The following is a 17936-nucleotide window of genomic DNA, read 5'->3' as shown; positions in this document are numbered from 1 at the left end:
GTGCCAGCTCAGCCCGGATAGCGCCGGGGCGTGAAGACCCTCGTCCCGTGTTCGTTCTCGACGACGGTCGTCATGGAGGAGCCCACGATGAGCAGGCACCGCATGTCGATCTCGGCGGGGTCGAGGTCGGCGAGGCGCACGACCCGCACCGATTCCTGCGCGCCCGCCACGTCGCGGCCGATGATCACCGGGGTGTCGGGGGAGCGGTGCTCGAGCACGAGGTCGCGCATCGCGGCGACCTGCCAGGTGCGTGACTTCGACGCCGGGTTGTAGACGGCGAAGGCCATGTCGGCGCTCGCGACCGCCGAGATACGTTGCGCCACAACATCCCACGGCTTGAGCCGGTCGGACAGGGACAGCACGGCGTAGTCGTGTCCGAGGGGTGCGCCGACCCGGCTGGCCACGGCGTTCGCGGCGGTCATGCCGGGCAGCACGCGGACGGGGACGCCCCGCCACTGTTCCTCGGCGGCCACTTCCAGCACCGCCGCGGCCATCGCGAACACACCGGGGTCGCCCGAGGACACGACGGCGACGCGGGCCCCGTTCTTGGCGAGGTCGAGCGCCATCGCGGCGCGTTCGGCCTCGACCCGGTTGTCGCTGGAGTGCCGGCGCTGGCCCGGACGTTCGGGGACCCGGTCGATGTACGGCCCGTATCCGACGAGGTCGGTGGCCAGCGACAGTTCGTGCTGCACTTCGGGGGTCGTCCAGGCCTGATCGCCGGGGCCGAGCCCGACGACGACGAGTTCGCCCTGTGGCGGCTGGTCGTCGCGGCGGGCGTTCGACGGACTGGGCACGATGGCGATCGAGAAGTAGGGCACGTCGCTGTCCGACACGTCGTCCGCGTGGTCGATCTTCTGCCGGGTCGTGCTGGCCCGCTCGACGTACCATGTCTCGTCGATGCGACCGGAGTCTTTCAACGCCTGCCGCACGGCCGGGTAGGTGCGTCCGAGTTTCAGGATCGCGGCGGCGTCGGTCTCCCGCAGGCGCCGCGTCAGCTCACCGCGCGGCAGGGTGCCGGGCAGGACGGTGAGGATTTCCTCGCCCTCGACGAGCGGCATCGCCAGTGCGGCCGAGGCGGCGCTGATCGACGTCACGCCGGGAATCACCTCCGCCTCGAAGCGCGGTGCCAGCCTCTTGTGCATGTGCATGTAGGAGCTGTAGAACAGCGGGTCGCCCGCCGCGAGGAGCGCCACCGAACGGCCGGCCTCGAGGTGCGCGGCGAGCCGCTGCGACGCTTCCTCGTAGAACTCGTCCATCGCCCCCTGGTATCCGCCCGGGTGGTCGACGGTCTCGGTGGTGACCGGGTAGACGAGGTGTTCCTCGATCTGACCCTCACGCAGGTACGGGGCCGCGACCGCGCGGGAGATGCTCTTGCCGTGCCGGGCGCTGTGGAACGCCACCACGTCGGCCTCGGCGATGACCCGCGCGGCCTTGACCGTCACCAGTTCCGGGTCGCCCGGTCCGATGCCGACGCCCCACAGCTTGCCGGTCGACCGCTCTTCGGAACTCATTCGACTTCGCTCGCAATCGCATTCAGCGCCGCAGCCGTGATGGCACTGCCACCGCGGCGGCCGCGGACCACCAGATAGTCGAGTCCGCTCGGGTGCTCGATCAATGCTTCCTTCGACTCCGCCGCACCGATGAAACCGACCGGGCCGCCCACGATAGCGGCAGGCCGGGGTGCACCGGATTCGATCATGTCCAGCAGGTAGAACAGGGCGGTCGGGGCGTTGCCGATCGCGACGACGGCGCCCTCGAGCTTGCTGCCCCACAATTCGAGCGCGGCCGCCGAGCGGGTGTTCCCGATCTGCTCCGCCAGCACCGGAACCCGGGGGTCGCGCAGGGTGCAGATCACCTCGTTGTCCGCCGGGAGACGCTTGCGGGTCACGCCGGCAGCGACCATCTGCGCGTCGCACAGGATGGGGGCGCCGTCCGCCAGCGCCGCGCGGGCGGCCTTCACGACGCCGGGGGTGAACGCGACGTCGTCCACGAGATCGACCTGACCGCTCGCGTGGATCATGCGGACCACGGCCTGTGAGACGTCCTCGGGAAAGGCACTGAGATCCGCTTCGGCGCGGATCGTGGCGAAGGACTGGCGGTAGATCTCCGCGCCGTCTCGGATGTACTCGATCATCCGCTCACGATAGAGGCTCCGGGTTCACCGCTCCTCCACCCGGTAACCCGTCTCGGTGGCGACGACGTCGGCGACCTCGCCCTTGGGGCGGCCGCAGCACCGCTCGCAGCCCGACCAGTGCTGTCGGCCTTCCACCGGGAGTTCGCCGCTCGCGACGGCGTCCCGCGCGTCGGTCCGGACATCGGCGAGGGCCTTCTCGCATCCGGGTTGCCCGGTGCAGGCGCTGACGTTCAGCCACGGGGAGTTCTCGTCGAAGATCAGGCCCATCGGGGCGAGGACCCGGACCACCTGCTCGGCTGACCACTCGTCCAGATCGCACAGCAGCACCGTTTTCCACGGCGTGACGATCACCGGCTTCTCGACCGCGGCGAGAAACTCCGCCAGCCGGGCGTCGAGGACCCCGAACGCGAGACCGCCGCCGAGGGTCACGTTGCCGTCCGGCTGGTCGAGCCACCCGATCGGAGGCCGGTGCTCGTCGAACCCGGGCACCGGGTCGGCGGTCGGTGCGAGCGTCAACGCCGACAGCGTCCGCTCGACCCCGTCGACGATCTCGGACAGCCGCCAGTGCCGATCGCGCAGCTCCAGGAAGACGCGGGCGGCGTCGACGAGCACCGACACCGAATCCGCTGTCGGGATCCGGGCCCCGCTGTCGCGACCGGCGAGGATCAGTGCGACCTCCGACCCATCGACCGCGTGGACCCCGAAATCGCCGCCGAGCGCCGAGACGTCGCCCCGCCCGTCGTCGAGCGTGAACAGGGTGCGGCCGGGCAGGTCCGCCAACGCGGAGTCGGCGCACAACGTCCGGTCGAGGACACCGACCAGTTCGCGCAGGTCCGTGAGGCCACCGATCCGGCCGGTCAGCGGCGAGACGAGGATGTTCCGGACCCGTTCGTGTGTCTCCGAGGGCAGCAGGCCCGCGTCGGCGAGGCGCCGGGCGAACTCCAGCGGGTCGCGGACCGCCCGCAGTTGCGCATTGCCGCGGGACGTCAGTTCGATCTCGCCGTTCCCGAGGTCGCGCGCCGATTCCGCGAGGGTCTGCAGCTGCGCGGACGTCAGCACGCCGCCGGGGAGGCGGACCCGGGCGAGCGCACCGTCGGCCGCCTGGTGGACCTGCAAAGCGCCGGGGCATGCATCGGGGCGGGAACGGGAGTCGACCATGGTCCCAGGTTACGTCCGGCCCCGGGTAGCATCACCAGCACTTGCGACAGCAGGAGAGGAAGCCGGTGAGAATCCGGCGCGGTCGCGCCACTGTGAGCTCGCCGAAACCGGTGGGCGAGCCAGACCCTCACCTGCCGTCCTCCGACCTCCGGTTCCGCACAGAACCACCGCCACGGGGCGCGACACCCCCAGGAAGGCTCCACACGTGATCCTGCTGCTCTCCACCTCCGACACCGACCTGCTCAGCGCACGTGCCAGTGGGGCGGACTACCGCTGGGCCAACCCGGCACGGCTGCTGGTCGACGAGGATCTGCCGGGGCTGCTCGCCGGCGCCGACCTGGTCGTGGTGCGCATCCTGGGCGGCAAGCGGGCGTGGGAAGAGGGACTCGACGCGGTGCTGGCCAGCGGACTGCCCGTGGTGGTCCTCGGCGGCGAGCACGCCCCGGACGCCGAGTTGATGGAGTGCTCGACGGTCGCGGCCGGTGTCTCGGCGGAGGCGCACAACTATCTCGCCGAGGGCGGCGCCGACAACCTCGCCCAACTGCACCACTTCCTGTCGGACACCGTGCTGCTGACCGGGCACGGTTTCGAGGCGCCGGTCCACCTGCCGAGCTGGGGTGTCGCGCCGTTCGCCCCCGACGCCGACGCGGCCCGCCCCACGATCGCCGTTCTCTACTACCGCGCCCAGCACCTGGCCGGGAACACCCGCTACATCGAGGCCCTGTGCGACGCCGTCGACGCGGCGGGCGGCACTCCGCTGCCGATCTTCTGCGCGTCGCTGCGCACCGCCGAACCGGAGTTGCTGACGACGCTGCGCCGCGCAGACGCGATGGTGGTCACCGTGCTCGCCGCAGGCGGCACCAAGCCGGCGGGCGTCTCGGCCGGCGGCGACGACGAGGCGTGGGACGTCGCCGCGCTGGCCGCGCTGGACGTGCCGATCCTGCAGGGGCTCTGCCTGACCAGCAGCCGTGAGTCGTGGGAGTCCAACGACGACGGACTGTCCCCGCTCGACGTGGCCACCCAGGTCGCTGTCCCCGAGTTCGACGGCCGGCTGATCACGGTGCCGTTCTCGTTCAAGGAGATCGACGCCGACGGCCTGTCCACCTACGTTCCCGACGCCGAGCGCGCCTCCCGGGTGGCGGGCATCGCCGTCCGGCACGCCCGGCTCCGGCACATCCCCGCGCCCGAGCGCCGGATCGCCCTAATGCTGTCGGCGTACCCGACGAAGCACGCCCGCATCGGCAACGCCGTCGGTCTCGACACCCCGGCCAGCGCGATCAGGTTGCTCACCGAGATGCGGGCCGCCTGCTACGACCTGGGCCCCGTGGACGGGCCGGACTCCGTGCCCGGCCTCGCAGCCCAGGACGGCGACGCGCTCATCCACGCCCTCATCGCCGCAGGCGGCCAGGACCCGGACTGGCTGACCGCGGAGCAACTGGAGGGGAACCCGATCCGGATCTCCGCCGCGCGCTATCGCGAGTGGTTCTCGGCGCTGCCCGCCGAACTGCGCGAGGGCGTCGAGGAACACTGGGGACCCGCGCCGGGCGAACTGTACGTCGACCGCTCGCAGGACCCCGCTGGCGAAATCGTCATCGCTGCAATGCAGTTCGGAAACCTCGTGCTGATGGTGCAGCCGCCGCGCGGATTCGGGGAGAAGCCGGTCGCGATCTACCACGACCCGGACCTGCCGCCGAGCCACCACTACCTCGCCGCGTACCGGTGGATCGCGGCGGACGCCGCGGCCGGCGGTTTCGGCGCCGACGCCGTCGTCCATCTCGGCAAGCACGGAAACCTCGAATGGCTGCCCGGCAAGACGCTCGGCATGTCCGCGTCGTGCGGCACCGACGCCGCGCTCGGCGACCTGCCCCTGATCTACCCGTTCCTCGTCAACGACCCCGGCGAGGGCACGCAGGCCAAGCGCCGCGCCCACGCGACCCTCGTCGATCACCTGATCCCGCCGATGGCCCGCGCCGAGAGTTACGGCGACATCTCGCGGCTCGAGCAACTCCTCGACGAGCACTCGAACATCTCCGCACTCGACCCGTCCAAGCTGCCCGCCATTCGCCAGCAGATCTGGACGCTGATGCGTGCCGCGAAGATGGACCACGACCTCGGACTCGAGGAACGTCCCGACGAGGACGTGTTCGACGACATGCTGCTGCACGTCGACGGCTGGCTGTGCGAGATCAAGGACGTCCAGATCCGGGACGGCCTCCACGTGCTCGGTGCGGCGCCCCGGGACGACGCCGAGGTCGAACTGGTGCTCGCCATGCTGCGCGCCCGGCAGATGTGGGGCGGCGAGCAGAACGTCCCCGGACTCCGTGAGGCACTCGGCCTCAGCGAGGACGGCGACGAATCCCGCATCCGCGTGGACGAGATCGAGCAGCAGGCGCACGCGCTGGTGCAGGGCATGCACGACGCCGACTGGAACCCGGACACCGCCGACACCCTCACCGAAGACGCCACGGTCGCGAAGATCCTGCGCTTCGCCGCCACCGAGGTGGTGCCCCGGCTGCGGGAGACGGACAACGAGATCGCTCAGGTGCTGCACGCGCTCGACGGCGGTTTCATCGCCGCCGGGCCGAGCGGGTCGCCACTGCGCGGGCTGATCAATGTGCTCCCGACAGGCCGGAACTTCTACTCCGTCGACCCGAAGGCCGTGCCGTCCCGGCTCGCCTGGGAGACCGGTCAGGCGATGGCCGAATCGTTGCTGGACCGCTACAAGTCCGATCACGGCGAGTGGCCGCGGTCGGTGGGTCTGTCCGTGTGGGGCACGTCCGCGATGCGCACGTCCGGAGACGACATCGCCGAGGTCTTCGCGCTGCTCGGCGTGCGACCGGTGTGGGACGAGGCGAGCCGGCGCGTGGTGAACCTCGAGGTGATCGACCTCGACGAACTGGGCCGTCCGCGCATCGACGTCACGGTCCGGATCAGCGGCTTCTTCCGGGACGCGTTCCCGCACGTCCTGGCGCTGCTCGACGACGCCGTCCGGCTCGTCGCCGCACTGGACGAACCGGCCGAGAGCAACTTCGTGCGCGCCCACGCGCAGGCGGATCTCGCCGAGCACGGCGACGAACGGCGCGCGACCACCCGCATCTTCGGGTCCAAGCCGGGCACCTACGGGGCCGGACTGCTCCAGCTGATCGACTCCAAGAGCTGGCGCGGCGACGCCGACCTCGCCGACGTGTACACCACGTGGGGTGGGTTCGCGTACGGCCGCGGACTGGACGGCGCACCCGCCGCCGACGACATGCGGACGGCCTACCGGCGAATCACCGTGGCGGCCAAGAACACCGACACCCGCGAACACGACATCGCGGACGCCGACGACTACTTCCAGTACCACGGCGGGATGGTCGCGACCGTGCGGGCGCTCACCGGGAAGTCGCCCGAGGCGTACATCGGCGACAGCACCCGGCCCGAGTCGGTGCGCACCCGGACCCTGTCGGAGGAGACGTCCCGCGTCTTCCGGGCCCGGGTCGTGAACCCGCGGTGGCTCGAGGCGATGCGCCGCCACGGCTACAAGGGTGCGTTCGAGATGGCGGCGACCGTCGACTACCTGTTCGGATACGACGCCACCACCAACGTCGTCGCCGACTGGATGTACGAGAAACTCGCCGAGTCGTACGTGCTGGACGAGCAGAACCGCAAGTTCATGGAACAGTCCAATCCGTGGGCCCTGCACGGCATCGCCGAACGCCTCCTCGAAGCGGCCGAGCGGGACATGTGGGAGCACCCCGAGCAGGAGACCCTCGACGGCCTGCGGCAGGTGTACCTCGAAACCGAAGGCGAACTCGAAGGGGACTGACCGGCTTCCGGGCTAGCATGGGCCGGGTGACCACAGAATTCGATCGGGTGTCGTCCGCGAAGTATGTCCTGCTCACCACGTTTCGGAAAGACGGCACCCCGGTGGCGACGCCACTGTGGGCCGCCGCCGACGGTGACCGTCTGCTGATGTGGACGGTCACCGACTCCTACAAGGTCAAACGCATCCGCCGCAATCCGGAGGTGACGGTGGCCGCGTGCGACGCGCGCGGCAAGCCGAAGGGCCCCGAGGTGCCCGCCCGCGCCGTCATCCTCGACGCCGCGGACACCGACCACACCCGGGACGTGATCGCCCGCAAGTACGGCATCCTCGGCTGGCTCACGATGAAAGGCAGCCTCCTGCGCCGAGGGAAGTCCGGCACCATCGGACTCGCCGTCACGGCCGACGACCGGTAGGAACCGCAGTAGTCTCGGTGGATGACGACTCTCGAGGAAGCTGTAGCGCTGGCACGGGACGACAACGGTCTGGCGGTGGTCGCCACCCTTCGCGCGAATGGAACCATTCAGGGTTCGATGGTCAACGTCGGCCTGCTCGAGCACCCGGCCACGGGCGAACCGGTTCTGGGATTCGTGACCTACGGAAAGGTGAAATTGAACAACCTGCGGTCTCGCCCTCAGGTCGCGACAACTTTCCGGGATGGGTGGCAGTGGGCGACCGTCGAGGGAACAGCCGAGATAGCCGGTCCCGACGACCCCCAGCCGTGGCTCGACGACGAGAGACTGCGGCTTCTGCGTCGGGAGGTGTTCGTCGCCGCCGGAGGCACGCACGACGACTGGGACGAATACGACCGGGTGATGGCAGAGCAGGGTCGGGCGGTCGTCTTCGTCCGGGTCGATCGGGTCTACAGCAACTGACAACCTGCGAGGCACGAACCCCTCAGGCGAGGCTGCGGAGATGCTCGGCGATCATGCGCTGCGCCGTGTCGGGAGTGTCGGTGTCGCCGAGCAGAACGTGCATCGCCACACCGTCGACGAGTGCGTGTAGACGCATCGCCTCCGCTTCCACGTCGATGTCCGTCGCGACGAGACCGTGCCGCGCGAGACCCGTCAGGATCGCGGCGCACGCACCGCGGAGTTGTCGCTGGGCGTCGAGGGCGATGTCCTTCAGCAGGGGGTGGGCGGGGCTCTCGGCGACGAGTGCCAGGTTCACTTCCATTTCGCAGCGTCGGCGATCGTCGAGGGGGAGTACCTCGTCCAGCACGGCAAGCGCACGCTGCCACGGGTCGTCGATCGAGGCATGGGCTTGTGCGCGTTCGCGGACCCGGGTGGCGACCAGACGCATCGAATAGGCGAGAAGTTCGGCCTTGCTGGCGAACACGTGCCGCAGTGATCCGCTGGAGATGCCGGCCTCGGCGGCCACGTCGCGGACGGACACGGCGCCGATGCCGTCGCGTTGGATCACCCGCCACAGAGCCTCGGCGATGTCCTGCTGCCGTCGGTCGTGGTCGATGAGCTTCGGCACCCCGCCATGTTAACACGGTCGTGTTAGCATCAACTTTTGTTGGCACGATCGTACTAACAAGTACTGGAGGGGCTGAACGGATGACGTCGCAACCATCGAGTTCCCACCGCTACGCCGCGCTCGACGTCATGCGCGGAGCGGCGATCCTGGGCACGCTCGCCACCAACATCTGGATCTTCACCAACGTCGAGGGGTTGGTCGGATACATCAACGGCACCGGAAGGGCCACCGGGGGATGGGCTCCGGTGCAGGCGGTGCTGCAGCAATTCGCGCAGGGCAAGTTCCTCGGCCTGCTCACCGTGATGTTCGGCATCGGGCTGGTCATCCAGCAGCGGTCCGCCCAGCGGCGCGGTCAGCGATGGCCGGGCGGATACCCCTGGCGCGCAGCGCTACTGATGCTCGACGGAGCACTGCACTTCCTGCTGTTCACCGAGTTCGACGTCCTGACCGGCTACGCCCTCACCGGACTGATCGTCGCCTTCATCCTCACCACGGGCATCCGCGCGCAACGAACGTGGATCGTGTGCGCGGTGGCCGTCCACGCGGCGATGCTCGCCCTCGTCGTCGCGGCGCTGTCCTCGGCGCCTGCGCGGGAACCGCAGCCGCTGTCACCGAATCCCTATGCGGACGGCAGTTTCTGGGACCTCGTCGCCTTCCGCGCCGACAATCTGGTGCTGTTCCGGCTCGAGGTGCTGTTCATCCTGCCGCTGTCGATCGCACTGTTCCTCGTCGGCGCGCACCTCTATGGTGCGCGCTTCCTCGACCCGGACCGCGGCACGCTGCGTCGCCGGCTGATTGTCGCGGGCCTCGCGATCGCCCTTCCGCTCGACCTCGCGCTCGGACTGTTCGGTGGAGACGCGGGTCTGATCCTCGGCAGGTACGGGACCGCGCCGATCGTGGCATTGGGATTACTCGCCGCGATCGCGCACCGCTACGCCGAGGGACGCACACCCGGAGCACCCGGCCGGGCAATCTCGGGCGTCGGCCGCACCGCGCTCAGTTGCTATGTGCTGCAGAATATTCTGTGCTCGATTGTCTGCTACGGCTGGGGATTCGGTCTCGCGGCCCGGTTGGACGGCACCACCGTGGTTCCGGCGACGGTCGCGCTGTTCACTGCCGTCTCGGCGACCCTGATCGTTGTGTCACACCTGTGGTTGCGGCGATTCGATCGTGGGCCGCTCGAATGGCTCACACATCGGGGTTACCAGCGTCTCACCCGGGCGGACCGGTGCGGCGTCATCGCGCCAGCAGCGTCGTCCATTCCTTGAACGCGAGGGCGTACGCCGGTGCCGGCGTCGTCACGGACGGGCACGGCTGGCGCCGAGTCGCCAATTCCACCAGCGACTTCGCCGCCCGCAACACGCTGACGTGGTGGTGGCGGGAGACGTCGAGCAATTCCTCGAACGCCTCGGCGTCGCCGTATCCGCGGGTGGCGATGAGGATTCCCTTCGCGGTGGCGAGGACCTCGCGTCCGTCCGGGTGGCGGTGCGGAATCGAATGTGCAGCCGGTGCGGCCTCGAGTACGTCGTTCGACACTGTGATCTCCTGGATTGGGAAACTTCGCTGAATGCTCGGCGCGGTCATACCGCCGCCACCATCAGCGCCGTGGCGAGGACGACGATCAGTCCCCCCGTCGCGGCGGCGAGAACTGAACCGGTGATGATGCCTATGCCGGTGGCGCAGACGAGGCAGACGAATGTCGTCAGTGCCACGTCGGCGAGCGCGAACCGTCTCGTGAGCTTGGTGTGGCCGTGGAGTGCTTCGCGTATGCGGGTATCGGAGTGCATGAAACCTCCTATTGAGACGTGCAAGGGACGGACTCAGGGCGTGCGCCGACCACGCGGCGATGCGGTGAGTTTCGGTCCCGTTCTCTGGAGACCTGAATATGACATCCGCGGCCAAACGTCTCTGGAGTGAGAAATCTCATATGCGTGATGTCTGCAGCATTTATAACGGAAACCTCACGGGCTGTCACCTAGACGAGCGTCCGCATAGAAATTGCACCCTCAGAGCGCCTTGCTGACCGACGACATGTGGAAGTCCGGCACCCGCAGCGACGGCATCGCCGTCCGGGTGAACCAGTCCTTCCACTCGCGGGGCAGGGTCCGCTCGGTGGCGCCGGCCTGCGTGACCCTCCGCAGCAGGTCCAGGGGGCTCTCGTTGAATCGGAAGTTGTTCACGGCGCCCGTGACCTTCCCGTTCTCGACGAGGTAGACGCCGTCCCGCGTCAAGCCCGTGAGCAGCAGCGTGGCAGGGTCGACCTCCCGGATGTACCAGAGGGTGGTCAGCAGCAGTCCGCGTTCGGTCTCGGCCACCATCTGGTCGAGCGACACCGAACCGCCGGCGTCGAGGATCAGGTTGTCGCCGGGCACGGTCGCCTCGGCGCCGAACTCCTTCGCCGCCGCCCGCGGGTATGCGAGCGCACCGACTGTGCCGTCGCGGATCCAGTCGACCCGGCCCGCGTCCATCCCGTTGTCGAAGACGGACACCGATTCGGACGACGACCCGGCGATCACGAACGGCGCATATTCCAGGCCGAGCGCGGCGGGATCGGAATAGAGGGTGAGGGGGAGTGCACTGAGCTGTTCGCCGATGCGGGTTCCACCGGGCGCCGACAGGGCGGAATGGCCCTCTTCAGCGGCCCTGCCCTCCATGGTCCACATGAGGTAGATCATGAGGTCCGCGACCGCGGACGGCGGCAGGATCGTCTCGTACCGGCCCGCGGGCAACTCCACGCGGTTGCCGGCCCAGTCCAGACGCGTCGACAGGTCCTCGAGCAACTTCACTCCGGCCACATCGGTGAAGTCCTTGGTGCTGGTGCCCACCCAGGCGCTGGCGTCGCCGCGTTTGCCGTTGATCTCGACCGACCCGGTCGGCTGGACGAATCGGCGCCGGATCCCCGTCGACGTGCCCAGCCACGTGGTGTGCAGCTGATGGTGCGCGAAACCGTAGAGCTGGTCGTCGCCGTCGAAGCCCATGCTCAGATCCTGGGCGAGTTGTTCGAACGCGCCGATTTCGGTGCGCTGCGCCGAATCCTCCCAGTGCTCGTCGGTGCCGGTTCCGGCGAGCAGCGGCATCGAATCGGACGCGGGTGTGGCTGCGCGGGCGGAGATTTCGGCGGATCGGACCACCCCGTCGATGTCGGCGACGTCGACGGACGCGGAGGTGACGATCCCGACCCTGGCGTCCTGCCCGGACCGGACGATGGAGATGACCGTCCAACTGCGTGAGGTGGACACGCCGTTGGTGGTCATCGAGTTGCCCGCCCACCGCAGCGACGCCTCGCTGGCATCGGTGACGATCACGATGGTTTCGTCCACGGTGGCCCGGGCGAGGACCTGCTCGACGAGTTGCTGCGGTGCGATCATCGGCCGCCTTCCGTCCGGGTGTTCAGTACGTTGACGCCGCGGAACAATGCCGACGGGCAGCCGTGGCTGACGGCCGCGACCTGACCGGGCTGCGCCTTCCCGCAGTTGAACGCGCCGCCGAGCTGCCACGTCGACCGGCCGCCGACGGCGTCCATCGAACCCCAGAAGTCGGTGGTCGTCGCCTGATAGGCGACGTCGCGGAATTGCCCGTCGAGCTTGCCGCCGCGGATGCGGTAGAACCGCTGGCCGGTGAACTGGAAGTTGTAGCGCTGCATGTCGATCGACCAGGACTTGTCGCCGACCACGTAGATGCCGTCCTCCACCCCGGAGATCAGGTCCTCGGTGCTGCGGTCGGTGTCGGGATCGGGCTGCAACGACACGTTCGCCATCCGCTGGATCGGGACGTGGTGCGGCGAGTCGGCGTACGAGCAGCCGTTCGACCGCGCCAGCCCGAGCCGGGGCGCGAACGCCCGGTCGAGTTGGTAGCCGACGAGAATCCCGTCGGCGATCAGGTCCCAGGACTGCGTCTCGACGCCGTCGTCGTCGTACCCGACCGTGGCGAGGCCGTGCCGCTCGGTCCGGTCGGCGGTCACCCGCATGATCGGTGTCCCGTAGCGCAGCGTGCCGAGCTTGTCGGGCGTGGCGAACGACGTGCCGGCGTAGGCGGCCTCATAGCCGATGGCCCGGTCGTATTCGGTGGCGTGCCCGATGGACTCGTGGATCGTCAACCACAGGTTGGTCGGGTCGATCACCAGATCGGTGGGGCCGGCCACCACGCTGGGGGCCTTCACCTTCTCGGCGAGCAGGTCCGGGATGCGGGCGAGTTCGTCGGTCCAGTTCCACACGCCGTCTCCGGCGACGTATTCCCATCCGCGGCCGACGGGGGGAGCGAGGGTGCGCATCGTCTCGAACACGCCGGCCGACTGGTCGACGGTGGTCGCTTCGAGTTGCGGATGCAACCGCACCCGTTGCTGCACGATGGAGGACCCGGCGAGATCGGCGTAGAACGTCTGCTCCTTCACCTGCAGGCATCCCGCGGTGACGTGGTCGACGCCGTCCGACGCGAGCAGTCGGCGGGAGTATTCGCCGAGCAGCGAGATCTTCTCCGATGCGGGGATTTCGAACGGATCGACGTCGTAGTCGGACACCCAGTGCACGTCCGAGTACACCGCCTCGTCCGCGAGTTCGACGGTTTCCCGGTTCAGCCCGCGCAATGCCCGGGCGACGGCGACGGCCTGTTCCGCGGTGGCGGCGGCGGTCGCGGGGGTCAGCTCGGCGTGCGAGGCGAAACCCCACGTGCCGTCGACGACGAACGCACCGCGAACCCGAGTTCGTCCGTGTCGACCGCCGATTGCACTTCGCCGTCGCGCAGCCGCAAGGACTGGCTGGTCAGTCGGTGTACCCGCAGATCGGCGTGCGACGCACCCGCCGCACGGGCGGCGGCGAGTGCCGCGTCCGCCAGCGAACGCAGCGGAAGGGCAAGGAATTCCGGATCAACCTGTCGTGGAGCCGTCACCTGGACCACCGTAGTCGGTCGATCACCCGAATTGCTGCCAACCCAACCGGATCACCATCGCGATCACCACGACCAGCAGCGTGATCCGGACGAAACCGGCACCCTTGCTCAGTGCCATCCGCGAACCGGTGATCGCGCCGATCACGTTGCAGACCGCCATGCTCAGGCCGAGCGCCCACAGCACGTGGCCGGTGGCGGCGAAGAAGACCAGCGCACCGAGATTCGATCCGAGATTGATCACCTTCGCCATCGCGGCGCTGCGCACGAATTCGGTGCCGAGGAACGTCGCGAAGCTGATGATGAGGAACGTCCCGGTGCCCGGCCCGAACAGGCCGTCGTAGAAACCGAGGAGCCCGGCGGAGAACAGGACGACGGCAACGACCTTCCGCCGGGTCGGGGGATCCTTCGCCAGCGTGGTCCCGAGTTGCGGACGGATGGTCACGAACACGGCGACCCCGACGAGCACCGCCATGATGAGCGGGATGAAGACGTCCTTGTCGATGCGCGACACCGTCGCGGCGCCGAGTGCGGACGTCACCGCCGCGAGAACACCTGCGGGAACCAGTAGCCGCCAGTTCATGGGGATGCGGCGCGCGAACGTGACGACGGCGGCGGACGTGCCAGTGAACGCGGTGAGCTTGTTGGTGGCCAGCGCCGCCTGCGGCGTCAGCTGCGGTGCGACGAGAAACAGTGCGGGAATGAGGATCAGCCCGCCGCCGCCGACGACGGCGTCCACCCACCCGGCGGCCGTCGCGGCGGTGAGAAGAAGCGCCCAGTCACCCACATTCATGGTGCCGACTCAACCACACCCGTCGCGAGGTACTTACGCTGTGGACATGAGGAGGTTCAGTCTGTGGCTGCGGGGCAAGCCGACGGTTGCGGACTCGATGTTGGCGGCGATCCTGTTCACCCTCGAGGTGTTCGTGTTCACCGCGTCGGGAGACCGCTCGCCCTGGGTGCAGCTGGTCATGGGTTTCCTGCTGTGCCTGCCGATCGCGTGGCGCCGCAGGTATCCGCGGGCGGCGGCAGGCGCGGTGCTGGTGATGTCCATCACGATCACCTTCATCAGTTATTCCATCGGCGACCTGGACGCCGAGCACCCCGGCCTGCTGGCGCTCGCCGTCTCCCTGTACACGCTCGTCGCGTACGTCGACCGCCGCACCGCCGCGGTGTACGCGGCGGGTCTGGTCGTCGACTCCGTCCTGTCGATCTGGTTGCTGGAGCAGCAATTGCTGGCGGCCGGACTGTTTTCGGTCCTTGTCTTCGCGCTGTCCTGGATCACCGCGGAATTCCTCGGCGCCCGCCGCGCCTACGACGAGGAGGTCGCCGCTCGCCTCGTCGTCGCCGACTACGACCGGGATCGCCGCGCCGAGGACGCGGTGGCCGCCGAGCGGACCCGGATCGCCCGGGAACTACACGACGTGGTCGCGCACGCGGTGAGCGTGATGATCGTGCAGGCCGACGGTGCGTCGTACGCCCTGAAGAGCAACCCAGACATCGCGAAGCAGGCACTGACCAACATCGCGAGCACCGGGCGGGAGGCGCTGGCGGAACTGCGGCGCACCGTGTCGCTGCTCCGCACCGAACCGGCGGCCGACGACATGCCCCAGCACGGCACGGCCGGCCTCGCCCGGGTGGTCGACATGATGCGCAGCGCCGGCCTGCCCGTGGAACTGGAGCTGACGGGGGAGTTGGACGACGTCAGCCCGGCAGTCAGCCTCGGCGTCCACCGACTCGTCCAGGAATCGCTGACCAACGTTCTCCGGCACGCCGGAGAACGCCCCCGAGCCAAGGTGCGGGTGCGGCGCCGCGAGACGGACGTCCTCGTCGAGATCACCGACAACGGCAACTCGTCCGGGCAGTTCTCGCTCGGATCGGGCAACGGATTGCTAGGGATGCGGGAGCGGGTCGCCGTCCTGCACGGCACGCTCGAGGCGGGACGGCAGACCGACGGGAGTTGGCGGGTCACCGCGGAGTTGCCGCTCGAACTGGAGGACTGAGCGGCCGTCATAATCTGCGCGTACCGCTGTGATTTCTCGCGGTTCGCGGCGAGCGTCTCTGCGGCGACTCGCCGCAGCCATGATCAGGCCCGCCGCGACCACAATCTGTCCCAACGCGTGCGGCCAAAGTTACGCATGGTGCGCCTGCTGTCATGGATACTGCACCGGTGATGCTGACCAGACGAACCTGCTTCTCGGCCGTATCGATGGTGATGCTCGCTGTCGCGGGACTGCTGGTCGCGGCCCCGGGGAGCAGCGCCGCCGCGCCGCCCGGCTGGCGATACACAATGGTGGCGTTCAGCAACGTCAGCGACCGCGACATGGATGTATACGAGTCGGGGGACGGCACGGAGTTCCAACCCGTCGGACTGTCGGCGTATCGGCCTCCGTCAGGGCTTGTGCGTGATCCGAGCATCTTCCGGAACACAGACGGGTTGTATTACGTCACCTATACAACAGGCGGTGGGGCGAATATCGGCTTCGCGCGCAGTAGTGACCGCATCAACTGGACACCCCTGGGGAACTATCCGGTCCCGTTCTGCTGCGCGTTCATGCCAGGTACGGGGGACGGCACGGGTTCTGCGAGCCCGCCCGGCTTCTCGGGGTCGGCCGGGTTCAAGGACGGACCGTCGCTGTCGCCATTCGTCACCAAAGCCTGGGCGCCCGAATGGTTCGTGGACGGCGACCGAGTCAACGTCATCCTGTCGCTGTCGACCGGTGGAGGATTCGTGCCATATCTGATGACGGCACTGGAACCATCGCTCAGGTTGTGGAGCCCGCCTGTTCCGCTCGCCGGGATCGGCGCGGACCACATCGACACCACCGTGGTCAAGGTGGGATCGACCTACCATGCGTTTACCAAGAACGAGACGAAGAAGGTCGTCGAGCACGCGGTCGCGACGTCGGTGACGGGACCCTATTCATTCGTCCCGCCCGGAAATTGGGGCTCGCTGGTGGAGGGCCCAGCCCTGGTTCAATTGCCGAACGACGCCTGGCGGATCTATCTCGACGCCTACACCGAAGGAAAGTATCTCTACTCCGACAGCACGGATGGGTTGCGCACGTGGTCGCCCGTGCAAGAGCTTCCGGGGCTGTCCGGGACAGCGCGCCACTTCGGCGTGATGACAGAGCCTGCGTGACGACGACACGGTGACGGTCACGTCGTCGGCACAGGAAATCCAGCTCTATATCGATGGCGTGCCACTTCTTTCACGACCACATCGGTCACCAGTCATCGAGACGACGTGAGCTCCTACGTCGTCCTGCGGGTCCAGGCGACCATGGGTTTCGGCAAGAGTGGCGGCCGGCGGCAATCGGTGGCGGGTCCACTGTCGGGACTCACTGTCGAGATCCGAGCCCCGGCTCCGTCCCAGCATCGAATCGGCTCAACATTGGAGGATGGATCCCATGGCACACGTACAACGTTTCGACCACATCGGCATAACCGTCGCGGACCTCGACTCGGCAACGGCGTTCTTCGTTGGACTGGGCCTCGAGGTAGAGGGCACCGGATCCGTGGAGGGCGAGTTCGTGGAGACCGTCTGCGGCATTCCCGGCGCACATTGTGAGATCGTGATGCTGCGGCCACCCGACGGTGGATCCCGGCTGGAGCTCTCGGCCTTCGTCACTCCCGATCACGTGCCCGGATCGCCAACAGCGATGGCCAACGAGCTTGGACTGCGCAACGTGTCCTTCGAGGTCGGCGACCTCCAGGAGGCCGTCGACGCGGTGGCTGCGGACGGGTACGGGCTCGTCGGCGGCATCGGCGAGTACGAGAACAGCGTGCGGATGGCCTACGTGCGTGGGCCAGAGGGGATTATCGTGTCCCTGTTCGAGCAGATCGGCTGACGCGCTGCGCGCTACCCGCGTGTGTCAATCAGGTGACCCCGACGGAATCCGGTGAGCCTGGGGATCCGCCGGCGACTGGCCCGAGACTCGGATCGTCAGCGGTGACACGGCCGAGGAGATCGCCGAGCTCGAGGCCTAGCCCGGTAAAGGAGGATCGGACCCTCCCTGTCGAGAAGGGCCGAGGCCAATCTCGAATGAGCGGCATCCTGGCCGGCAGCTCCGATCGTGTGCTGCCGGCCTGTCGGGTCTGCCCTACTCGAGGTGCCGGGCGAAGAACCGGTTCCCGTCATCGCCCTCGAACTGGGGGACGCCGGTGTGCCCGCCCATATTGGCGTGCAGTGTCTTCTCCGTGGAGCCGAAGGCGTCGAACAGGTCCAGAGCCATTTGCCGGTCGTTTCCTTCGTCGTCCCATTGCAGTAGGACCTGCAGCGGAATGGTGACCTGCCGGGCCTCCTCGAACATGCTGCGGGGCACGAAACTCCCGGCGAACAGGAGGGCGGCCGTGATGCGCGGCTCGACCACTGCCAGCCGGATGCCGATGGCGATCACCCCTCCCGAGTACCCGACCGGACCGCCGATTTCGGGCAGCGAAAGCAGGGCGTCCAGGGTGGCTCGCCATTCCGGG

15 protein-coding genes, 2 pseudogenes and 1 riboswitch are annotated in these 17936 nt (G+C 68.5%); of the genes and pseudogenes, 7 read left to right on the top strand and 10 right to left on the bottom strand.

Annotated features, from left to right (window positions below; translation table 11 throughout):
* Nucleotides 1-8 precede the first annotated feature (8 nt).
* From MLGJGCBP_RS11920 to cobG, 3 genes are read right to left on the bottom strand one after another with little or no spacing between them, the layout of a single operon-like run.
* Entirely contained in the window at nucleotides 9-1511 is a 1503-nt protein-coding gene (locus MLGJGCBP_RS11920; protein ID WP_160095780.1) for a precorrin-2 C(20)-methyltransferase, read from the bottom strand.
* A complete protein-coding gene (locus tag MLGJGCBP_RS11915) occupies nucleotides 1508-2134 on the bottom strand; it encodes a precorrin-8X methylmutase (RefSeq protein ID WP_095864132.1) in 627 nt (208 codons plus the stop codon). The genes MLGJGCBP_RS11920 and MLGJGCBP_RS11915 overlap by 4 nt, the downstream gene beginning before the upstream one ends.
* 24 nt (nucleotides 2135-2158) lie before the next feature.
* Nucleotides 2159-3292, bottom strand: a complete 1134-nt coding sequence (cobG, locus tag MLGJGCBP_RS11910) for a precorrin-3B synthase (protein ID WP_160095778.1) — start codon at nucleotides 3290-3292, stop codon at nucleotides 2159-2161.
* A gap of 6 nt (nucleotides 3293-3298) precedes the next feature.
* A riboswitch (cobalamin riboswitch) is annotated at nucleotides 3299-3441 on the top strand.
* 56 nt (nucleotides 3442-3497) lie between these two features.
* On the opposite strand from cobG, the gene cobN reads away from it, so the two are divergent.
* From cobN to MLGJGCBP_RS11895, 3 genes are read left to right on the top strand one after another with little or no spacing between them, the layout of a single operon-like run.
* Nucleotides 3498-7100 carry a cobaltochelatase subunit CobN gene (cobN, locus tag MLGJGCBP_RS11905; RefSeq protein ID WP_160095776.1) on the top strand — a complete coding sequence of 1201 codons (3603 nt, stop codon included), beginning with the start codon at nucleotides 3498-3500 and terminating at the stop codon, nucleotides 7098-7100.
* A 17-nt stretch (nucleotides 7101-7117) separates the two neighbouring features.
* Nucleotides 7118-7513, top strand: coding sequence for a PPOX class F420-dependent oxidoreductase (locus MLGJGCBP_RS11900; RefSeq protein ID WP_160095774.1), 396 nt, complete (start codon nucleotides 7118-7120; stop codon nucleotides 7511-7513).
* A 21-nt stretch (nucleotides 7514-7534) separates the two neighbouring features.
* Nucleotides 7535-7972: a TIGR03618 family F420-dependent PPOX class oxidoreductase gene (locus MLGJGCBP_RS11895; protein ID WP_160095772.1), complete on the top strand. Its 438-nt coding sequence runs from the start codon at nucleotides 7535-7537 to the stop codon at nucleotides 7970-7972.
* 22 nt (nucleotides 7973-7994) lie between these two features.
* Here MLGJGCBP_RS11895 and MLGJGCBP_RS11890 read toward each other — a convergent pair whose 3' ends face one another.
* On the bottom strand, nucleotides 7995-8579 hold the full coding sequence (locus MLGJGCBP_RS11890; RefSeq protein WP_160095770.1) for a TetR/AcrR family transcriptional regulator: 585 nt from the start codon (nucleotides 8577-8579) through the stop codon (nucleotides 7995-7997).
* An 80-nt stretch (nucleotides 8580-8659) separates the two neighbouring features.
* Between MLGJGCBP_RS11890 and MLGJGCBP_RS11885 the strand changes: the two genes are divergently transcribed.
* Complete coding sequence (locus MLGJGCBP_RS11885) at nucleotides 8660-9847, top strand: DUF418 domain-containing protein (RefSeq protein WP_160095768.1); 1188 nt, start codon at nucleotides 8660-8662, stop codon at nucleotides 9845-9847.
* Here the strand turns inward: MLGJGCBP_RS11885 and MLGJGCBP_RS11880 are convergent.
* The 5 genes and pseudogenes from MLGJGCBP_RS11880 to MLGJGCBP_RS11860 form a co-directional block, all read right to left on the bottom strand.
* Complete coding sequence (locus tag MLGJGCBP_RS11880; RefSeq protein WP_160095766.1) at nucleotides 9816-10163, bottom strand: ANTAR domain-containing protein; 348 nt, start codon at nucleotides 10161-10163, stop codon at nucleotides 9816-9818. The two genes, MLGJGCBP_RS11885 and MLGJGCBP_RS11880, sit on opposite strands and share 32 nt — an antisense overlap.
* Nucleotides 10160-10366: a hypothetical protein gene (locus tag MLGJGCBP_RS11875; protein ID WP_087557464.1), complete on the bottom strand. Its 207-nt coding sequence runs from the start codon at nucleotides 10364-10366 to the stop codon at nucleotides 10160-10162. The genes MLGJGCBP_RS11880 and MLGJGCBP_RS11875 overlap by 4 nt, the downstream gene beginning before the upstream one ends.
* A 219-nt stretch (nucleotides 10367-10585) precedes the next feature.
* Nucleotides 10586-11947, bottom strand: a complete 1362-nt coding sequence (locus MLGJGCBP_RS11870; RefSeq protein WP_160095764.1) for a metallopeptidase TldD-related protein — start codon at nucleotides 11945-11947, stop codon at nucleotides 10586-10588.
* Nucleotides 11944-13463 (bottom strand): annotated as a pseudogene (locus MLGJGCBP_RS11865) (TldD/PmbA family protein). The gene MLGJGCBP_RS11870 and the pseudogene MLGJGCBP_RS11865 overlap by 4 nt, the downstream one beginning before the upstream one ends.
* Nucleotides 13464-13485: 22 nt before the next feature.
* Nucleotides 13486-14253 carry a TSUP family transporter gene (locus MLGJGCBP_RS11860; protein WP_160095762.1) on the bottom strand — a complete coding sequence of 256 codons (768 nt, stop codon included), beginning with the start codon at nucleotides 14251-14253 and terminating at the stop codon, nucleotides 13486-13488.
* A gap of 46 nt (nucleotides 14254-14299) precedes the next feature.
* Here MLGJGCBP_RS11860 and MLGJGCBP_RS11855 point away from each other — a divergent pair, with 46 nt between their 5' ends.
* The 3 genes from MLGJGCBP_RS11855 (at nucleotide 14300) to MLGJGCBP_RS11845 (ending at nucleotide 17311) form a co-directional block, all read left to right on the top strand.
* Nucleotides 14300-15463, top strand: a complete 1164-nt coding sequence (locus MLGJGCBP_RS11855; RefSeq protein WP_160095760.1) for a sensor histidine kinase — start codon at nucleotides 14300-14302, stop codon at nucleotides 15461-15463.
* Nucleotides 15464-15615: 152 nt separating this feature from the next.
* On the top strand, nucleotides 15616-16602 hold the full coding sequence (locus MLGJGCBP_RS11850; protein WP_160095758.1) for a glycoside hydrolase family 43 protein: 987 nt from the start codon (nucleotides 15616-15618) through the stop codon (nucleotides 16600-16602).
* Nucleotides 16603-16870: 268 nt separating this feature from the next.
* Nucleotides 16871-17311, top strand: a complete 441-nt coding sequence (locus tag MLGJGCBP_RS11845; RefSeq protein WP_160095756.1) for a VOC family protein — start codon at nucleotides 16871-16873, stop codon at nucleotides 17309-17311.
* A gap of 252 nt (nucleotides 17312-17563) precedes the next feature.
* Here the strand turns inward: MLGJGCBP_RS11845 and MLGJGCBP_RS11840 are convergent.
* Nucleotides 17564-17936: pseudogene (locus tag MLGJGCBP_RS11840) on the bottom strand (alpha/beta hydrolase); the annotation flags it as partial.

It is taken from the genome of Rhodococcus sp. T7 (genome assembly GCF_009872365.1).
Classification (GTDB): Bacteria; Actinomycetota; Actinomycetes; order Mycobacteriales; family Mycobacteriaceae; genus Rhodococcus_F.
The sequence above is the reverse complement of the archived record's forward strand: the minus strand, read 5'-3'. Positions and strand labels throughout refer to the sequence as shown.